Here is a 16,879-nt window from a genome sequence, read left to right as displayed (position 1 = left end):
CAGACTCCCCCTGCCATCTTTTCCGACTGTCGGCAAAAGCCAACAGTCGTATTAGTTATAGAAGGCCGCGACCTGGGCTTATAAAATGACGTTCACTCGGAAAAGGTGACCGGCTCAGCGCCAGCTCGGCAGCCACATCAGCGACTGGTACCAGGCTTCCGGCACCATGAAGCCGTAGAGGATGGGCAGCCAGTAGAGGAACGAGGCGATCACCAACGATAGGTACGCGATGACAGCCACGGTGCCCCAGCGGATCTCCCCGCCGGCCAGGCGACGCACCCAGCCCCACCGCACGGGCGCACCCTTAGCGTGCAATTGCCCCAACGTCAGCGCCAGCATGGCGATGGTGAAAGGGACGAGGGCGGTGGCGTAGAAGAAGTACATCTGGCGGTCGTAGCCGATGAGCCAGGGGATGAATCCGGCGGCGAACGCCACGAGCGGCACCAAAAATCGCCAGTCGCGGCGGATGACCAGGCACCACAGCGCCCACGCCACGACCGGGACCGTCAGCCACCAGATCGCCGGGGTGCCGAAGAGGTAGATCATGCGGCGGCAGGTGCCGGTGGCGCAGTCGATGTCGGTGGAGGAGAAGTAGAGGATGGGACGGCTGGCCACCAGCCAGGACCAGGGTTTGGAGTCCCAGGGGTGGGAGTGCCCGCCGGAGGTGGTCAGCGAGGCGTGGAAGGACAGCACGGACTGGTGGTAGTGCCAGAACCCGGCGGCCCAGTCCGGCAACAGGTCCCGCAGCCAGCCCTCCGACATTTCCCCGTTCGCGGCGGCGTGGCGGTAGACGGAGGTTTCGGAGGCGAACCAGGCGCGCCAGCTCCAGAAATACAGCAGTACCGGGACGATGACGAGGGAGGCGAAGGCGGGGAGGGCGTCGCGAAGCAGTGCGCCGAGCAGCGGGCGGCGGATGCCGTAACGGTGGCGCAACGCGGCGTCGACGGCCACGGCCAACAGGCCGAAAAACGCCATGTAGTACAGGCCCGACCATTTCACGCTCAGCGCCAGTCCGAGGGCGACGCCGGCGGCAAAGCGCCACCACCGGAAACCCAGGCGCGGCCCGAGCGGTGAGTCCCCCAGGCGTCCGTCCACCCACGCGGCATGGAGGCGGGCCCGCATCTGCTGGTGGTCGCAGACCAGCGCGAAGGCGGCCACGACGATGAAGAAGACCTGAAAGATATCCAGCATGCCGAAGCGGGACGCCACGAGCAGCACACCGTCGAACACGGCGAGTACGCCGGCGAAGGTGGCCACCTGCCAGGTTCCGGCGAGTCGACGGACCAGCAGCATCGTCATCATCACGGTGGCGGCGCCGAGCAGTGCGACCATGAAACGCCACCCCAGCGGCGTGTACCCGAACATCCACTCGCCGAGGGCGATGAGCTGTTTGCCCAATGGCGGGTGAACGACCAGGCCATAGCCGGGGTTGGATTCGATGCCGCCGATGAGCGCGTTCTGCCAGGAACGCACCATGTCCCATGCCTGCGGCACGTAGTGTTTTTCATCGAAAACGGGGGTACCGGAGGAGACGGCGCTGGTCAGGCCGATGAAACGGGTGAGAAGTGCCAGGACCGCGACGGTGAGGGTGGCGGAGGTGTCCGCGCGGGTCCACGCCCACGGGCGCGGGGTGACGGGGCGGATACGCCGGGCATGTCGGGGTTGGTCGAGGGCGGTGCTCACGGGGACGAGTCTAGGATACGGGGCATGGTCTCCGATGCTCCGCTCCTGCCCGCGAGGGGTGTGGTGCTCGCCGCCACCCCACTCGGCAACATTCACGATGCTTCCCCGCGGCTGCGTGCTGCGTTGGCTGAGGCATCCGTCGTGGCGGCGGAGGACACGCGTCGGGTGCGGAATCTGGCGGCGGCGCTCGGGGTGGAGATCACCGGTCGGGTGGTGTCGAATTTTGATCACAATGAGGAGGGCCGGGCGCGCCAGCTTATCGACGCCGCCCACACCGGCGTCGTCCTCGTCGTCACCGATGCCGGTATGCCGTTGGTGTCGGATCCCGGTTTTTCGCTTGTCGACGCCGCCCACACCGCCGGTGTCCCCGTCACCTGCCTGCCCGGCCCCTCCGCGGTGCCGACCGCCCTGGCGCTGTCCGGGCTGCCGGTGGGGAAGTTCCTCTTTGATGGTTTCGCGCCGCGCAAGCCCGGGCCGCGGCGTACGTGGTTGGAATCTTTGCGCACGCAGGAGCGGGCGGCGTGTTTCTTCGAGTCCCCGCACCGTCTGGCCGAGACCCTCGAGGTGGCTGCGGAGGTCCTCGGGCCCGAGCGCCGGGCGGCGGTGTGCCGGGAGCTGACGAAGACATACGAGGAGGTCCGCCGCGGCACGCTGCCGGAGTTGGCGGAGTGGGCGGCCGGAGGCGTGAAGGGCGAGATCACCGTCGTCATCGAGGGTGGCGCCCCGGATGAGGCGGACGTGGAGTCGCTGGTCCCCGTGGTGGAGGCCCTGGTCGCCGAAGGAACCCGCCTGAAGGACGCCTGCCGCGAGGTGGCAGCCGGGCGTGGGGTGTCCAACCGTGAGCTCTATGAGGCCGTGCTGGCCGCACGCTGAGCAAGTGTTATGGCTTTGTGAGGTGTCATGCCCGCTTCGGCCGCTTGTACTGCCGAAACGGGCAGTAACAAAGGTATAACGGGGGCGGGAAATGTGGTCTGACCGGGCGTCGATAAGTAAATCCTGCTTGATACCCGCCCGGGCATAACCAAAATTAACACTATGACTACTCCTGACCCTGCGCAGGGACAACCACATACCGCAACTCAAGAGCTCGCGGCCATGATGGGCGACGCCGAGCTCATCGGCGACCGCGTCGACGCCGAGGACACCGCGATCGTCCACGAATCGACCGCCGGGCATCCGACATTCGACTGGTGGATCATCGGGGTGGCGGCGCTGATCGTGCTCGGCACCGTCGGGTGGGGCCTGCTCGGCCCGGACAGCTTCGCCGCCTTCGGCGCCGCCGCCCTGAGCTTCGTCATGGACAACCTGGGCTGGGCATTCGTCATCTTCGGCACCATCTTCGTGGCGTTCATGATCGTCGTCGCCGTCTCCCGCTTCGGCGTGATCAAACTCGGCGGGGATGAAGAGGAACCGGAGTTCCGCACGGTCTCGTGGATCGCCATGATGTTCGCCGCCGGCATGGGCATCGGCCTGATGTTCTACGGCGCCACCGAACCGCTCACCTTCTACCGCGATGGTGTGCCGGGGCGCCAGCCGCAGGAGGTGGGCACGGCGATGGCCTCCACCCTGTTCCACTGGACGCTGCACCCCTGGTCTATTTACGCCATCGTCGGCCTGGCCATCGCGTACTCCACCTTCCGCCTCGGCCGCCGCCAGCTGATCTCCTCGGCGTTCGTACCATTGTTGGGGGAGAAGGGCGCGCGCGGCCCGCTGGGCAAACTCGTCGACATCCTGGCGATTATCGCCACCATCTTCGGCACCGCCACGTCCCTCGGCGTCGGCGCGCTGCAGATCCGCGCGGGACTGTCCGCCTCCGGGCTTATCGACGCCCCCGGCACCTGGACCATCGTCGGCATCATCGGCGTGCTCACCCCGCCTTCGTCCTGTCGGCGATTTCCGGTGTGGGTAAGGGCATCCAGTACCTGTCCAATGCCAATATGCTTATCGCCGCCGCCCTGGCGATCTTCGTGTTCATCCTGGGCCCGACCGTCTCGGTGCTCAACCTCATGCCCACCGCGATGTCCTCATACTTCGCCCAGTTCTTCGAGATGGCCGGACGTACCGCCATGTCCGCCGACGGCACCGCCGGCGAATGGCTCTCCGGCTGGACCATCTTCTACTGGGCGTGGTGGATCTCCTGGTCGCCGTTTGTCGGCATGTTCCTGGCGCGCATCTCCCGCGGCCGCACCATCCGCGAATTCACCATCGGTGTGCTCGTCGTGCCCTCGCTGGTCTCGCTCGTGTGGTTCTCCATCTTCGGCGGCACCGCCATCATCTTCGAGCAGAACGGCAACTCCATCTGGGGCGACGGTTCGGCCGAGTCCCAGCTGTTCAATCTCTTGCACCAGCTGCCGGGCGGCACCATCGCCGGGTTTGCGGCCATGTTCCTGCTGGGTACCTTCTTCATCACCTCCGCCGACTCCGCCTCCACCGTCATGGGCACGTTGTCGCAGGGTGGGAGGACCGACGCCACCCCGTGGGTCTCCGCGATGTGGGGTCTGATGACCGCGGCTGTCGGCATGGTCATGCTCACCTCCTCCGAGGACTCCCTGGGCAACCTGCAGGCCATCACCATCGCCGCAGCCAGCCCATTCCTCGTGGTGATCATCGCGCTCATGGTGGCGCTGTGGAAGGACCTGAGCAACGATCCGCTCTATCTCGACCACCGCTCCCAGCGCGAGTTCAGTGCCCGCCTGGCCCGCGAACGCCGCATCCACGCCGAGCACCGACTCACCGAGGAACGCAAGGCGCAGCGCGCGAAGCGATTGGCCAAGCGCAACAAGGCGCAGCCCATGAAATAAGGTGGTTCCCATGACCCAGTCTGTGCTTGTCTCCGTCGCCTGGCCGTATGCGAACGGCCCCCGCCACATCGGACACGTCGCCGGTTTCGGCGTCCCCTCCGATGTCTTCGCCCGCTACCAGCGGATGATCGGCAATGACGTGCTGATGATCTCCGGCACCGACGAGCACGGCACCCCGCTGCTGGTGCAGGCCGACAAGGAGAACGTCACCGTCAAGGAACTGGCTGACCGCTACAACCGGCAGATCGTCGAGGATCTCGCCGGCCTCGGCCTGTCCTACGATCTGTTCACCCGCACCACCACCCGTAACCACTATGCGGTAGTGCAGGAGCTGTTCAAGGGCCTGTACGACAACGGTTACATGATCAAGGAGACCACCATGGGTGCTGTCTCCCCGTCGACCGGCCGCACCCTGCCTGACCGCTATATCGAGGGCACCTGCCCGCTGTGCGGTGCCGACGGCGCCCGCGGCGACCAGTGCGACAACTGCGGCAACCAGCTCGACCCGGCCGACCTGATCAACCCGGTGTCCAAGGTCAACGGCGAGACCCCGAAGTTCGTCGAGACCGAGCACTTCCTCCTCGACCTGCCCTCCCTGGCAGAGGCACTGGGTCAGTGGCTGCGCGGTCGGGAGGACTGGCGCCCCAACGTGCTGAAGTTCTCCCTCAACCTGCTCGAGGACCTGCGCCCTCGCGCCATGACCCGCGACATCGACTGGGGTGTGCCGATCCCGGTCGAGGGCTGGGAGGACAACAACGCCAAGAAGCTCTACGTCTGGTTCGACGCCGTCATCGGCTACCTCTCTTCCTCCATCGAATGGGCCTGGCGCTCCGGTAACCCGGACGCGTGGAAGCAGTGGTGGCAGGATCCGGCCACCAAGAGCTTCTACTTCATGGGCAAGGACAACATCACCTTCCACTCCCAGATCTGGCCCGCCGAGTTGCTCGGTTATGCGGGCCACGGCGCGAAGGGCGGTGAGCAGCACAAGTACGGTGAGCTCAACCTGCCGACCGAGGTGGTCTCCTCGGAGTTCCTCACCATGTCCGGCTCGAAGTTCTCCTCCTCCAAGGGCGTGGTTATCTACGTCAAGGACTTCCTCGCCGAGTTCGGCCCCGACCCGCTGCGCTATTTCATTGCCGTCGCCGGCCCGGAGAACACCGACACCGACTTCACCTGGGACGAGTTCGTCCGCCGCGTGAACAACGAGCTGGCCAACGGCTGGGGCAACCTGGTCAACCGCACCGTGTCCATGGCGCACAAGAACTTCGGCGAGGTCCCCACCCCGGGCGAGCTCACCGACGCCGACACCGCCATCCTCGACCTGGCGGCGAAGACTTTCGACATCGCCGGGGAGAACCTGGCGGCCTCGCGCTTCAAGAACGGCATCACCGCCGCCATGCACGTCGTCGGCGAGGCCAACGCCTACATCGCCGACCAGGAGCCGTGGAAGCTGGCCAAGGATGAGTCCCAGCGCGAGCGCCTGGCCACCGTCCTGTGGACCGCACTGCAGGTGGTCTCCGACTGCAACACCCTGCTCACCCCGTACCTGCCGCACATCGCGCAGCAGGTCCACGAGACCCTCGGCCGGGAGGGTGTGTGGGCGGCGTCGCCCGAGATCCGTGAGGTCGCCGACGACATGCCGGTCGATCTCGTCGGCGTCGGCCTGCCGGAGGAAGGCGCGTCCTACCCGGTCATCACCGGCGATTACGCCTCCCAGCAGGCGGTGTGGGAGCGTGTCGACGTCGTCCCGGGCACCCCTTTGAGCAAGCCGCAGCCGCTGATCCAGAAGCTGGATCCGGAGCTGGCTGAGACTGGCCCGGAATGGGCACCGGTTCAGTAATTGGTGTGATGTAATGGGGTGCATGAGCACACCCCGACGGCGGACAGCGCGGGTTCTCCCCGCGCTGCTTCTTTTTGCCGCCGTATTCATCGCGGCATTCAACCTGCGTTCCGGCATTTCCTCGCTGGGCGCCGTGCTTGCCGACGCCCTCACCGCCTTCGGCGTCGGCGGTTCCCTGGCAGGTGTCATCACCGCCATCCCGGGCTTGTTCTTCTCGGTATTGGGTCTGCTGGCCGTGCCGTTGGCCACCCGCCTGGGGCTCTCGCGTACCCTGTTCATCGGCATGATGCTGTCCCTGGTGGGCCTGGCGGCGCGGCCCTGGGTGGGGGACATCTGGGCGTTCATCGTGCTCACCGTGTTCGTCACCGTCGGTATCGCCCTGGCGAATGTTCTGCTACCAGCGTGGATCAAAAACCATGGCGGCCGCCACATTGTTGCACTCATGACGGTCTACGGCTCGGTGCTGGGGATCTCCGGCGCGGCCGGCCCGCTCACCGCCCTGCTTTCCGACGACTTCCGCTGGGCCCTGTTCCTCTGGGCCATTCCCGCCGCAGTGCAGGCGGTGGTGTGGTTCGTGGTCGTGCTGCGGGTGGGGCGCGACGTACCGTCGTCGACCTCGCCGCGGGTGGACGGCGGCGTCGACAAGCAAGTCTCCATGTGGCGCTCACCCACGGCCGTGTTCCTCATGATGTTCTTCGGCCTGCAGTCCATGCACGCGTACATCCAGATGGGTTGGCTGCCGAAAATCCTTGTTGACAGTGACGTCGCGGCTTCCACGGCGAGCCTGGCGCTGGCGGTGGCCGGCAGCTTCAACATCGTCGGCGGCCTCATCATGCCCGTCATCATCGACCGGCTGCGCTCCATCGTGTGGCTGCCGGTGCTCTTCTCCGCGCTCATGGCGGCGGGCTATGTGGGGTTGTGGATGGCGCCGGCCGCCTCCCCGATGCTGTGGGCATCGTTGCTGGGTGTCGGCGGTTTCTGCTTCCCGACGGCGATCGCACTCATCCCCGCCCGCTCCCGCGTGCCGCTGGTCACCGCGCGGCTGTCCGGTTTCGTGCAACCGGTCGGCTATGTCATCGCGGCGCTCGGCCCGCTGGTGGTGGGAGTGGTTCGCGAGTCGATGGGGGACTTCTCGCTCATCCTGCCCGTCCTGGCCGGTGTGTGCGTGCTCATGGGAATGGTCGGTTTCCGGGCCGCAAAAGCCAGCTTCGTCGATGATGAACTAGCAGCTCAGAGGTAATGTCGGGGGCATGGTCTAGCGTGGGGGCCATGCAGGCAACCAGGGATCAGGCCAACGACTTACTCACCGGCATCGCGGGGCCGGGCGCGCAGCTGCGCGATGACCAGTGGACCGCGATCGACGCGCTTGTCAACGATCGGCGCCGCATGCTCGTCGTGCAGCGAACCGGCTGGGGGAAATCGGCGGTGTACTTCATTGCGGCGAAGCTGCTTCGCGACGCTGGGGCAGGGGCCTCGCTGATCATCTCCCCGTTATTGGCGCTCATGCGCAACCAGGTCGCCGCCGCCCAGCGCGCCGGGATCCGCGCGGCCACCCTCAACTCGGCGAACATGACCGAATGGGAGGAGATCCAGGCGCAGGTGGCCGCGGGAGAGATCGATGTGCTGCTGGTCTCCCCGGAGCGGCTGAACAACCCCGGTTTCCGCGATGAGGTGCTGCCTGCCCTGGCGGCGACCGTGGGGATGGTCGTCGTCGACGAGGCGCACTGCATCTCCGACTGGGGGCATGACTTCCGCCCCGACTACCGCCGGATCCGCGACCTGCTCGCTGGGCTGCGGGAAGGGGTGCCCGTGCTGGCCACCACCGCTACTGCCAATGACCGCGTCGTCGCCGATGTGCAGGCGCAGTTAGGGGCAGACACCGGGCTGCTGCGCGGCGGGCTTGACCGCGAGTCCCTCTGCCTCTCTGTTGTCCGCCTGCCCGACACCACGCAGCGCCCGGCCTGGCTGGCCACGCACCTCGCGGAGCTCGAGGGCTCCGGCATCATCTACTGCCTCACCGTCGCTGCCGCCGAGGACCTAGCCGAGGCGCTGGAGGCGGCTGGGTGGAACGTTGCCGCCTACACCGGCCGCACCGAGGCGACGGAACGCGAAAGGCTGGAGCAGGCGCTGATCAACAACGAACTCAAGGCGCTTGTGGCCACCTCGGCGCTCGGCATGGGTTTCGATAAACCCGATCTCGGTTTCGTCGTCCACGTCGGCGCACCGGGTTCGCCGGTGAGTTACTACCAGCAGATCGGCCGCGCGGGCCGTGGCACCGAACGCGCTGACGTCATTCTCCTGCCCGGGGCAGAGGACCGCGATATCTGGGAGTACTTCGCCTCCGTCTCCTTCCCCGACGAGCAAACGGTGCGCCACTTACTCGGTGTGCTGGGGGATGAGGCGCAGTCGACGATGAAGCTCGAGGCCCAGGTGGACCTGTCTCGCTCGCGGCTGGACCAGGTGCTCAAAGTCCTCGACGTGGACGGTGCGGTCCGCCGCGTCAAAGGTGGCTGGGTGTCCACCGGCCAGCCCTGGGCCTACGACGCCGCCCGCTACGCCGGCCTCGCCCAAGCCCGGCAGGCGGAGCAGGACGCGATGGTCGCCTACGAGACCACCGAGGCCTGCCGCATGCTTTTCCTGCGTGGCCAGCTCGACGACGCCACCGCGCAGGGTCCCTGCGGCCGCTGTGACAACTGCACCGGCTTCCGTCGGGATGTAGACGTGGACCGGGAAGTCGCCGAGCGTGTCGACGCCCGACTCACCGCCCCCGGCGTCCGCGTCACCCAGCGCCGTCAGTGGCCCACCGGCATCGCCGTCAGGGGCCGCATCCACGGGGTGGAGCCGGGGCGTGCTCTGGGTCGACTCAACGACATCGCCCGCGGACCGGCGTTGACCCAGCTTCTTGGCGATCCCTCCTGGCGCCCCACCGCCCCCTGGCAGCAGGACACCTGGTTGCCGCACATCGTCGCGGTGCTCTCCGACTGGGACTGGTCGCAGCGGCCCACCACGGTGGTGGCGCTGGGTTCACACGACCCAGAGCGCACCGCTTTTGTGGAGGCGTTGGCGGAAGCGATCGCTGCGGTGGGGCAGATGTCCTTTGCCGGGGTGCTGCCCGTGCGCGCGGGGGCGGGGGAGGTCACAGCGCAGAACTCCGCCTACCGCGTGACGGCGCTACTCGACCACTGGGACTTCGGCGGCGTCGGGGAACCAGACGGCCCAGTCCTGCTGGTCACCGACCTCATCGACACCGGTTGGTCGGTCACCGTCGCAGGCCATGCCCTGGCCGAGCGCACCGGTCAGCCAGTGTTGCCCTTCGCGCTGGCCAGCCGGGGCTGAGGCCACTAGGGTTGCGGTTGACGGGGAAATCAAACGCCCGGGGAGGAACATGTCGGCCATCCGTTCAGCCACCGCGCGCCGCTTCGCCTGGGCCGCGATCGTCCTCAATTTTGTGCTCACCTACGTCCGCTGGTTCCTTTCTGGGCAGATTGACCGTGCCACCGTGTGGGAAATCAACAACGTCACCGGACCGCTACTCACCGTGGTGCTCTCAGGTTTTGCGCTCCTCGTGGCGATCCTCAACCGGAGGCTTTGGCTCGGCCTAGCTGCCCTGGCATCTTTCGCGGCCTTCTTCGTCATCATCGCGGTACTATCCGGTGCGTGTGAGGTGTGGGTTTTCTTCTTCTGGGAGCGCCCACCGGCCAGCGAGGGTGGTTCCATCCCACCGTTCTGGGCGTGCCAGGTTCTTGACCCCTAATCCTGCACCACCGCCACCGCCCGGCACGGGAACGATGATCCACCGGCCGGCACGGGCCAGGACACCCACATGTGCGCGCCGGTCACCGGCACCTGTTCCAGACCGGCTAGCAGTTCCACCTGCCAGTGGTCGTGCTCTAGCCACCAGCGCTGCGCGGGGTACTCGCCACGCTCGGTGAGCTCTGCGGGGTCGGTGTTGAGAGTGTCGTGACCGATGGCCACCACTTCCCGAGCGTGTAGGAGCTGAACCGCCTCCAGCGACCACCCGGCGCGGGGCTCGCCGGTGTGGAGGGCGGCGAAGCTGCCCGACGGCACTCTGCCGTGGTGGGACTCCCACGCGAGGATGTCGGCGGTGGTGAGGAAGGGGGCAGAACGATCACTGATAGGCGTGAGAACTATCAGTGGCAGCATCATGTCGGAAACCGGAATGTCGGCGAGCGTGCGGCCGCCGGGCAGCACGTGCGACGGGGCGTCGATATGCGTCCCGGAGGGGCCGACGAAGGAGTAGGCCAGCACTTCGAAAGAGTCCGCAGCTGCGGACTCCAGCTCGCTGACCTGCAGTGGAGGATCGGTGGGGAAGCGGGGCATGTCCGGGTGCAGTGGGCGGGTGAGGTCGAGAAAGCGGGGCATAACCCTACAATGTCAGCCATGTCGAAGAAGAAGCCTCGTCCCACGCCCGTGCCCGCCGACCGGATTCCCGGGATCGTGGATGCCCATACGCATCTGGCGTCGTGCGGGGCGCGGACCCCGGAGGAGGTCGACGCCATCGTCTCCCGGGCCGTGGACGCCGGCGTGGAGCGGATCTGCACGGTAGGCGACGGACTTGCCGAGGCCGAGTTGGCACTGGCCGCTGCGCAACACAACGACCATGTCTTCGCGGCGTGCGCCATCCACCCGACCCGCGCCCACGAGCTGGATGATGCCGCTCGCGCGCGTCTGACCGAGATGGCCGCCGACCCGAACTGTGTGGCCATCGGTGAGACCGGCCTGGACACCTACTGGATTCGCCACGAGCCGGAGCGCACCGCCCCGCTGGAGGTGCAGGAAGAGGCGCTGCGCTGGCACATCGATTTGGCGATCAGCTCGGGCAAGGCGCTCATGCTGCATAATCGGGAGGCCGACGATGAGCTCATGGCGGTGCTGGCTGATGCCCCACAGCCAAAGGAGACGATCCTGCACTGCTTCTCCTCGCCGCTGGCGATGGCAGAGGAGGCCCTCGAGCGTGGTTATGTGCTCAGTTTCGCGGGCAACGTGACGTTCAAGCGCAACGCGGAGCTGCGGGAAGCGGCGCGTATTGCCCCGCGCGGGCAGCTGCTCATTGAGACGGATGCGCCGTACATGACCCCGGAGCCTTTCCGCGGGGCTCGCAATGAGCCGGCGCTCATCGGGCACACCGCGTTGTGTGTCGCCGAGGCCCGTGGCCAGGACGTGGCAGATCTAGCGCTTGAACTGACGGAAACGTTTCAGCGGGTGTACCAGCGGGGGTAGTGAGCAGTCTCACAACGGTCTTTTAGCAGGGCGGATGGGGTCAGCGGGGCACGTGTGGCGTATGTTCCGGACGTTATGAACGCGTCGTAGGTTCCCTAGACGTCACGCAACTGTTACCGTACTGTGATCAACGACCGAAATGCCGGGCACCCACCAGGTGCCGGCACTTCCCCCGAATGAGATCGAGAACCTTTTACCCCATGGGCATGCACAAGACGTCACGAATCACGCGGATCAACAACCCCGGCACCTCCACCACCAAGCGCCTCGCTGCTGGCGGTGTCCTTGGCGCCGTCCTTGTCGGCGGTGTCGCCGTCGCCGGTGCCCAGAAGGATGTCGTCCTTGACATCAACGGTGAGACCACCGAGCTGACCACCCTCTCCCGTGACGTGGCGGGCGCTCTCGAAGCGGCCGGCGTCACCATTGACGACCAGGATCTCGTCTACCCGGCGCCCAGCGAGGCACTTACCAAGGGTGCGACCGTCACGGTGCGTACTGCAAAGCCGGTCGCCGTGGTCATTGACGGTCAGACCACCGAGGTCACCTCCACCGCGCTGACCGTCCAGGATCTCATCGGAGAGCTTGCCGACGTCCGCCCCGCCGCGAAAATCGCCAAGTCCGGCGACACCCGCCTCACCGATGGTATGCGCGTGGAGGTCACCTCCCCGAAAATTGTGGCGCTCAACGACGGCGGCAACATTGTCTACACCGAGGTCGCCGCCGCTAACGTCCGCGAGCTTCTCGACGCCCGCGGCATTGAGCTCGGTGAGCACGACCGCGTCACCCCGGGTCTGGATGTCGCACTGCGCAACAACGCCCAGGTCACCGTCGAGCGTGTCGAGATCACTGAGGAGACCATCACCGAGACCTTCGAAGCTCCGGCCGAGTACCTCGATGATCCGGAGGCATACGAGGGCACCGAGACTGTCCTGGAGCCCGGCACCCCCGGCACCCGCGAGGTGACCACCCGCATCACCACCGTCAACGGCATCGAGTCCGCCCGCGACCAGGTCGCGGAGAAGGAGATCGCCCCGGCCACCGCCGCCCGCATCTCCCGCGGCACCAAGGCTGCTCCCTCTACCTCCGCCCCGTCGGTGGCCGGTGGCTCCGTGTGGGACACCCTCGCTCAGTGTGAGTCCGGTGGCAACTGGTCCATCAACACCGGCAACGGTTACCAGGGTGGCCTGCAGTTCTCCCCGTCCACCTGGGCCGCTTACGGTGGCACCCAGTACGCACCGACCGCCAACTTGGCGACCCGCGAGCAGCAGATCGCCATCGCCGAGAAGACCCTGGCTGGCCAGGGCTGGGGCGCGTGGCCCGCCTGCACCGCCCAGATGGGCCTGCGCTAGCGCGCACAATTCATTACCCTCGAGCCATACAACCTGTACGCAACCCGAGAGGTAATGAACATGTCTGCACTCAACAACGTCAAGGTCGCGGTTCTCTCCACCGACGGTTTCGAGGATTCCGAGCTGACCCAGCCGGTCGAGGCCGTCCGTGAGGCGGGCGCCACCGTCACGATCATCGCGCCGGAGTCCGGCACCATCGAGGGCAAGAACGGCACCGAGGTCTCCGTCGACGCCACCACTGGCGAGGTCGACCCGGCCGATTATGATGCCCTCATCCTCCCCGGCGGCACCGTGAATGCCGATAAGCTGCGCATGGACGGCCCGGCCGTCGACTTCGTCAAGAAGCACTTCGCCGCGAACAAGCCGGTGGGTGTTATCTGCCACGGTGGCTGGATCCTCACCGACGCCGACGTGATCAAGGGCCGCACCCTTACTTCCTACGAGTCGATCAAGACTGACCTGCGCAACGCTGGTGCCACCTGGGTCGACGAGGAGGTTCACGTGGACAACGGTCTCGTCTCCTCCCGCACCCCGGACGATCTCCCCGCCTTCAACGCCAAGATCGTCGAGGAGTTTGCCGAGGGCAAGCACTAGACACTCGTGGTCTAGATTGGTGGCATGACCTCGCAACTGCTCGGCCCCGTGGAGATCCGTACCCTGGCGGAGAAACTCGACGTCACCCCGACGAAAAAGCTCGGCCAGAATTTCCTCCACGATCCCAACACGGTGCGCATGATCATCTCCGCCGCCGACCTCGACCCGCACGATCACGTCGTCGAGGTCGGCCCTGGCCTGGGGTCGTTGACCTTGGGGCTGCTCGACACGGTGGAGCAGGTCACCGCCGTGGAGATTGACCCGCGCCTGGCTGCCGAGCTGCCCCACACCGTCGAATGGCGGGCTGCCCCTTACGCCGATCGCCTGCAGGTGATCCTCAAGGATGCCCTCAAGGTGGAGCCGGCGGATCTGGGGGAGCCGACCGCGCTGGTCGCTAACCTGCCCTATAACGTCTCCGTTCCGGTCCTGTTGCACCTGCTGGCCACATTTCCTTCCATCCGCCGCGTGCTCGTCATGGTGCAGGCGGAGGTCGCCGATCGCCTGGCCGCGCAGCCGGGCTCGAAGATCTACGGCGTGCCCAGCGTCAAAGCCTCCTTTTATGGCCAGGTGCGTCGGGCAGGCACGATCGGTAAGCACGTGTTCTGGCCGGCGCCCAACATCGAGTCCGGCCTGGTCCGCATTGACCGTTTCGCCCCCGGCACCGAGCCATGGCCGATCAACGATGAGTCCCGCGCAAAGGTTTGGCCGCTTATCGACGCCGCCTTCGCCCAACGTCGCAAAACCCTCCGCGCCGCACTTTCCGGGCATTACGGTTCCGGTGCAACGGCCGAGGAGGCTCTGCGCGCCGCCGACATTGACCCGCAGCTGCGCGGTGAAAAGCTCGACGTCACCGATTTCGTCCGCCTCGCGGGGGTGACACCATGAGCCGCAGCATCGCTGCCCGCGCCCACGCCAAAGTCAACCTGCACCTGGGCGTCGGTGATCTGCGGCCCGACGGTTTCCATGACCTGGTCTCTGTCTTCCAGTCCCTCGACCTCTCCGACACGGTCACCCTGGAGGTGGACACCGACGCCGACTGGATCACAGGAGGCAGCATCGTCACCGGCCTCACCGCGACAGGCATGGACGCGACATCCGTCCCGACGGATGCAACGAACTTGGCCTGGCGGGGCGTCGATAAGCTCGTGGAGCATTACCGCACGCAGCATGGCATGGGGGAGTGCCCGCCGGTGCACATCCACATCCACAAGGGCATTCCCACGGCGGGCGGCATGGCCGGCGGTTCCGCGGATGCGGCGGCTGCGCTGGTGGCCACGCACGCCCTACTTTCGGAGCGGTACCTGGCCGCATCGCAGGAGACTTTGCTGGAGCTGGCTGCGGAGCTCGGTTCCGATGTTCCCTTCACGCTGCAGGGCGGGACGATGCTCGGCACCGGCCGTGGCGAGCAACTCGCCCCGATGCTCTCGCGCGGCACGTATCACTGGGTGCTCGTCTTCTTTAAGGAAGGCTTATCGACGCCCCGCGTCTTCGTGGAGCTCGACACCCTCCGTGAGCAGGGCGTCATTGACGGCCCAGTGATGGGCACCGAAGGCTTGTCCCAGGCATTGGTGACAGGTAATCCGCGGGAGCTGGCTGCTCACCTGCACAATGACCTGGAGGCTCCCGCCCGACGGCTGCGCCCGGACGTGGAACGCATGCGCCAGGACGGATTGGCGGGCGGTGCGCTGGCCGGGATGGTGTCCGGCTCGGGTCCGACCGTGGCCTTCCTGTGCGAGACAGAGCTGCACGCCCGGGACCTCCTCGATGACCTCCTTGCCGATGGTGCTTACTCCGGAACCATCGCCCACGGTCCCGCGAAGGGTGCGCACCTCATCCGTTGACCTCGGTGGAGTCCGCAGCTGCGGACTTCTCGTCCTCCAGATCGGCGAAGCTGTCCTCGTGCTCCCAGACCTGGAGCTGGTCCTCGTCGCCGTGCGGCACCGGACCGTTGAGGTACTTGTCGGCCCACTCGCCGAGCGCCACGTCCTTCATCACCAGGCTGCGGTTTTCGGAGGTGTACGACTCGCCGCCCGGCAAGCGGAAGCGCAGGAACACCGGGTCAGTGTCCACAAAGATGGTCATCAGGCCCGCCGAGACCAAGGCATGACACCCCGAGCACAAGGGAATGAGATTGGACAGGGCGGTGAGGCCGCCCTTGGCGTAGTCCTGGATGTGGTGGAACTCCAGGAAACTCGAGTGGTCACATCCCGGGCCCGCGCATCGGTACTCCCAGACGGCCAACAGCGCCTTGATCTGTGCCTCCGTGGCCAAGCGCGCTGCCCGCGTCACCTTCAACGTCAATCCCCGGGAGTCCAGCAGGTGATAGCGCACCGCCCCGTTGAGCACCTGTCTCATCAGCTGGCCGGGGAGCCCGCCGTGATGCCCGGGTATGTAGGCCCGGTCATCCTGCGTGAACAGCACGTTGACCTCCGCACCCGGGGCCCGCACCCGCCGGATCGGGTGGCTGCGCACCATGTGTACCAACCCCATGAAGGCGGTGAACACCGTCACCGACAGGTGGGTACCGAAACGCGTACGGTTGGGCCGCTTCTGTGCCGGGGCCGGGGTCTCGGGATCCTGCGGGGTGCGGGCGTCGTCGATAAGCTTCTCAACAGCTGCCGGATCATTGAGCACCTCCTCATCCACATTGTCAATGTCGATGAGGTTGGCCAGCTCAGAGATCTTCAGGGCCGCCTTCAGCTCAGCGCCGCGCTGCGCATCCAGCACGCCCCAAATCCGCACCTCACCAGTCTCCGGGTCGGTGACCACCGAGATCTTGTTCAGCCGCGGTTTCGCATCCGGCTGATCGCGCCCCGCCAGCTTGGCCGCCAGCTCTGCGTAGGTGTGGCCGGCGGCGAGCTCCAACAGCTCTTCCTCGTTGTCCTCGGTGAGATAGCGCAGCAGAAGCCGCACAATGGAGTAAGAGAACTCGGCGTCGAGAAACGCCTGCGCCAGGCGCGGGAACTTCCGCAGCTTACGGCCGACCCCCAGATACTCGAAGCCAGTGGATCGCTTGAGGCCGAACTTCCGCTGCATCCAGACAACGGTGCTCGGGGCCCCGTGATCGCGCGCGAGATCGCGTTCGTCGAACTCCGTGACGGCGAGAATGAAACGGGCCTTGAAATGGGTGAGGCTGAGATGGGACTGGTTGATGTCGGCGGCCAGGGCGGTATCGGTCAGGTCGGTCATTGTAGCGAGCATGTCTCCCCCAAGGAGTCGCTGGAATGTTCGATTAACCGCACCCTAGCACTCGCTCCCGACATGTGCGATGAGCTGCAAAAATGGCCTAAAAGTAAGTAAAGGATAGTCCGCAGCTGCGGACTATCCTAGACTCGTGTTCGACTTCAGGGGAAGCTAGTGATCATGCCCCT

General features: G+C 66.3%; 13 protein-coding genes and 1 pseudogene. 11 read left to right on the top strand and 3 right to left on the bottom strand.

Annotated features, from left to right (window positions below):
• Window positions 1-114: 114 nt before the first annotated feature.
• Window positions 115-1,683, bottom strand: a complete 1,569-nt coding sequence (locus Q4G50_RS06410) for a dolichyl-phosphate-mannose--protein mannosyltransferase (protein ID WP_303376825.1) — start codon at window positions 1,681-1,683, stop codon at window positions 115-117.
• A gap of 24 nt (window positions 1,684-1,707) precedes the next feature.
• On the opposite strand from Q4G50_RS06410, the gene rsmI reads away from it, so the two are divergent.
• The 6 genes and pseudogenes from rsmI to Q4G50_RS06380 all read left to right on the top strand — a co-directional run bounded on the left by rsmI (window position 1,708) and on the right by Q4G50_RS06380 (window position 10,078).
• On the top strand, window positions 1,708-2,556 hold the full coding sequence (gene rsmI / locus Q4G50_RS06405; protein ID WP_303376824.1) for a 16S rRNA (cytidine(1402)-2'-O)-methyltransferase: 849 nt from the start codon (window positions 1,708-1,710) through the stop codon (window positions 2,554-2,556).
• A 162-nt stretch (window positions 2,557-2,718) separates the two neighbouring features.
• Window positions 2,719-4,484, top strand: a pseudogene (locus tag Q4G50_RS06400) (BCCT family transporter).
• Between the two features lie 10 nt (window positions 4,485-4,494).
• Window positions 4,495-6,324 (top strand): methionine--tRNA ligase, encoded by a 1,830-nt coding sequence (gene metG, locus Q4G50_RS06395; protein ID WP_303376823.1) that lies wholly within the window; start codon window positions 4,495-4,497, stop codon window positions 6,322-6,324.
• Between the two features lie 22 nt (window positions 6,325-6,346).
• On the top strand, window positions 6,347-7,564 hold the full coding sequence (locus Q4G50_RS06390; RefSeq protein ID WP_303376822.1) for an MFS transporter: 1,218 nt from the start codon (window positions 6,347-6,349) through the stop codon (window positions 7,562-7,564).
• A gap of 29 nt (window positions 7,565-7,593) precedes the next feature.
• The gene (locus tag Q4G50_RS06385) at window positions 7,594-9,660 is read left to right on the top strand and encodes an ATP-dependent DNA helicase RecQ (protein WP_303376821.1); all 2,067 of its coding nucleotides are present in this window, start codon (window positions 7,594-7,596) and stop codon (window positions 9,658-9,660) included.
• Between the two features lie 49 nt (window positions 9,661-9,709).
• The gene (locus tag Q4G50_RS06380; RefSeq protein ID WP_303376820.1) at window positions 9,710-10,078 is read left to right on the top strand and encodes a hypothetical protein; all 369 of its coding nucleotides are present in this window, start codon (window positions 9,710-9,712) and stop codon (window positions 10,076-10,078) included.
• Here the strand turns inward: Q4G50_RS06380 and Q4G50_RS06375 are convergent.
• A complete protein-coding gene (locus Q4G50_RS06375; protein WP_303376819.1) occupies window positions 10,075-10,707 on the bottom strand; it encodes a cyclase family protein in 633 nt (210 codons plus the stop codon). The genes Q4G50_RS06380 and Q4G50_RS06375 overlap by 4 nt on opposite strands.
• An 18-nt stretch (window positions 10,708-10,725) precedes the next feature.
• Between Q4G50_RS06375 and Q4G50_RS06370 the strand changes: the two genes are divergently transcribed.
• The 5 genes from Q4G50_RS06370 to Q4G50_RS06350 all read left to right on the top strand — a co-directional run bounded on the left by Q4G50_RS06370 (window position 10,726) and on the right by Q4G50_RS06350 (window position 15,349).
• Window positions 10,726-11,565 (top strand): TatD family hydrolase, encoded by an 840-nt coding sequence (locus Q4G50_RS06370; protein ID WP_303376818.1) that lies wholly within the window; start codon window positions 10,726-10,728, stop codon window positions 11,563-11,565.
• A gap of 206 nt (window positions 11,566-11,771) precedes the next feature.
• Window positions 11,772-12,914 carry a resuscitation-promoting factor gene (locus Q4G50_RS06365; protein WP_303376817.1) on the top strand — a complete coding sequence of 381 codons (1,143 nt, stop codon included), beginning with the start codon at window positions 11,772-11,774 and terminating at the stop codon, window positions 12,912-12,914.
• A 60-nt stretch (window positions 12,915-12,974) separates the two neighbouring features.
• The gene (locus Q4G50_RS06360; protein WP_303376816.1) at window positions 12,975-13,508 is read left to right on the top strand and encodes a type 1 glutamine amidotransferase domain-containing protein; all 534 of its coding nucleotides are present in this window, start codon (window positions 12,975-12,977) and stop codon (window positions 13,506-13,508) included.
• A gap of 24 nt (window positions 13,509-13,532) precedes the next feature.
• Window positions 13,533-14,393: a 16S rRNA (adenine(1518)-N(6)/adenine(1519)-N(6))-dimethyltransferase RsmA gene (gene rsmA / locus Q4G50_RS06355; RefSeq protein WP_303376815.1), complete on the top strand. Its 861-nt coding sequence runs from the start codon at window positions 13,533-13,535 to the stop codon at window positions 14,391-14,393.
• Window positions 14,390-15,349, top strand: a complete 960-nt coding sequence (locus tag Q4G50_RS06350; RefSeq protein WP_303376814.1) for a 4-(cytidine 5'-diphospho)-2-C-methyl-D-erythritol kinase — start codon at window positions 14,390-14,392, stop codon at window positions 15,347-15,349. The genes rsmA and Q4G50_RS06350 overlap by 4 nt, the downstream gene beginning before the upstream one ends.
• On the opposite strand, the gene Q4G50_RS06345 is transcribed toward Q4G50_RS06350, so the two are convergent.
• Window positions 15,339-16,697, bottom strand: a complete 1,359-nt coding sequence (locus Q4G50_RS06345; protein WP_303376813.1) for an HNH endonuclease signature motif containing protein — start codon at window positions 16,695-16,697, stop codon at window positions 15,339-15,341. The two genes, Q4G50_RS06350 and Q4G50_RS06345, sit on opposite strands and share 11 nt — an antisense overlap.
• Between the last annotated feature and the right edge of the window lie 182 nt (window positions 16,698-16,879).

The organism is Corynebacterium sp. (assembly GCF_030538285.1).
Lineage (GTDB): Bacteria > Actinomycetota > Actinomycetes > Mycobacteriales > Mycobacteriaceae > Corynebacterium.
Note: the sequence above shows the minus strand (reverse complement) of the source record. Positions and strands in the feature narration are given on the sequence as shown.